Below are 2,435 nucleotides of genomic sequence, written 5' to 3'. Positions count from 1 at the left end.
GTTTATGGCAAACTAAAAATGTAACGTTTGGCAATTAATTTATGCAGGTCCTATAAAACAAAAAACCACTTGCCAACATTCCCCAAATACACTACCCTCCTAGTTGGACAAAACAGTTCAACGGGAGGTATTCAAGGAGATGTTAGCAGTGGCTGAAATTCATTATATCAGATATGAAGCAAACCAAAAAGGATGTTCCTATTCCGATATTGCCAAAAGAATGAATCGTGATCCAAGAACAGTGAAGAAGTATGCGGAAATGGAAGACTTCAATCCCTCAAAAGTTAAACAAACGAGAAAAGCGAAAGTGATGGATCCAGTGAAACCGATATTGGATCAATGGATTAAAGAGGACTTGACAAAGAAGAAAAAATATCGAAGAACTGCGAAACGAATGTATGAAATCTTAAAAGAAGAATATGGATTTACAGGTTCAGATCGTTCTGTTCGGCTCTATGTATCAAAAAGAAAACAAGAACTGCTCGAACAAAGTGAACCAGCTGCGTTACCTTTAGAATCGAAACCTGCAACGGCTCAAGTTGATTTTGGAGAAGCTCCTTTTCTCTATCAGGGGAAATACGTCGATTTTCCTTACCTGGTCGTTTCATTCCCTTACAGTAATGCGGCCTATGTGCAAGTCATGCCAGCTCAAAATCAAGAATGTTTCTTGGAAGGATTAAAACGAATCTTTCACTATATGGGAAGGGTTCCAAGGGTCATTCGTTTTGATAATCTCTCCCCTGCAGTAAAAACGATCTTGCCAAACGGAGAAAGAGAATTGACAGAGACATTTCAACGATTCGTTTTACATTATGGCTTTGAATGCGAGTTCTGCAACCCAGCCAGCGGAAATGAAAAAGGGAATGTCGAATCAAAGGTGAAATATATTCGAAACAATTTCTTTTTACCTGAACAAACAATCTATCAACTAGAAAGTTTTAATGAATCTTTATGGGAGAAATGTGAGAAGGACTGGAATCGTCCGCATTATGAGAAGGAGCGACTCATCGCTGAATTATTTGAAGAAGAACAAGCGTTATTTCTTCAATTGCCAGCCAAAGAATTTGAATGTGTCCGATATGAGCAGGTCACGGCTGATAAGTATGGTTTCATCCATTTAGAAAACAATTTATATTCCACGTCTCCCCGTTTTGCCAAACAAAAGGTTTTGGCAAAGATCTCTTATCATGAGATTGCCATTTTAACAGAAGAGCATGAGCTGATTATCAAGCACGAGCGTTTATATGGCACAAAACAAAAATCAATGAAATGGCAACCATATCTTACGTTAATGGCCAAAAGGCCAAATGCATTAAAATATACGGATTTCTATGAAAAGATGCCGGAAGAATGGAAAAATTATTTTTCCAATTGTACCGTTCAAGAAAAGAAGGAAGCATTACAACTACTAGCTGTTTTACTAAAAGAACATGATTTCGAAGTTTCGACACAGGCTTTGAGGATTGCCTCCCAGTATGGTCATCCGAAAGTAGAATCGATTAAACAGGTATTTTATCAATTAATCAATGGAAGAGGTATACGAGAGCCAATTCAACCGAAAAAACACGTTCCAGATATGCCGGAAGCCATCCGAGGAGTAAGGCATTATGACCGCCTATTCGAATCCCAAGGAGATGTGGCATCATGGAACAAATGATTAAGGAATATGCCAAAAGACTAAAATTAAGCTGGATTCCAGCCAATTACCATACCATCCATGCGGAAACAAATGAGGAATTTTTACTGAAGCTGTTTGAACGAGAAGTGCAGCATCGAGATGAGAGAAGGATAAATTTACTACTAAAACAGGCGACATTGCCGAAAATTCCAAATAAACCTTATGATTGGCGGGAGATTCAACTAGCCCCAGGCATCACAAAAGATTATATTTTAGAAGGTGAGTTTACGAAAAATCAGGAAAACCTTATCTTCTATGGCGGAGTGGGAACCGGTAAAACATTCCTTTCCACTCTCATCGCCCTCAATTTGATGAAAAAACAAGGAAAAAGAGTGAAGTTCTATACGGCCGCCTCCATTGTCAATGCTTTATTGGAGGCCAATGAAAAAGGTAACCTTGGTAAATTTCTCAATCAAATCGAAAAGTTGGATCTCTTGATTCTTGATGAATTGGGCTATATTCCATTGCATAAACAGGGGGCAGAGTTATTATTTCAAGTTATTTCCATGTGTTATGAAACCAAAAGCATCATTGTGACAACCAATTTACCATTTAGCCAATGGAATAATGTCTTTGGCGATCCCATTTTAACAGAGGCCGTCATTGATCGGCTGATTCATCATTCTCATTTAATCATCTTCAATGGTGAAAGTCACCGATACAAAGACTCAATCTCTCAACGTTAACCATGGAATTTGGCAAGTGTATGTATGCATTTTTAATTGCCATTTCATACATTTTCTACTTGCCAAAAACA

2 protein-coding genes are annotated in these 2,435 nt (G+C 38.1%); both read left to right on the top strand.

From position 1 onward, the window contains the following. Positions 1 to 139: 139 nt before the first annotated feature. Positions 140 to 1,657: an IS21 family transposase gene (gene istA / locus ADA01nite_RS21530; protein ID WP_013401401.1), complete on the top strand. Its 1,518-nt coding sequence runs from the start codon at positions 140 to 142 to the stop codon at positions 1,655 to 1,657. After that, complete coding sequence (istB, locus tag ADA01nite_RS21525; RefSeq protein ID WP_096551537.1) at positions 1,645 to 2,364, top strand: IS21-like element helper ATPase IstB; 720 nt, start codon at positions 1,645 to 1,647, stop codon at positions 2,362 to 2,364. Before istA ends, istB begins: the two co-directional genes overlap by 13 nt. Positions 2,365 to 2,435: the final 71 nt, after the last annotated feature.

Source organism: Aneurinibacillus danicus, from assembly GCF_007991215.1.
GTDB lineage: Bacteria > Bacillota > Bacilli > Aneurinibacillales > Aneurinibacillaceae > Aneurinibacillus > Aneurinibacillus danicus.
Note: the sequence above shows the minus strand (reverse complement) of the source record. Positions and strands in the feature narration are given on the sequence as shown.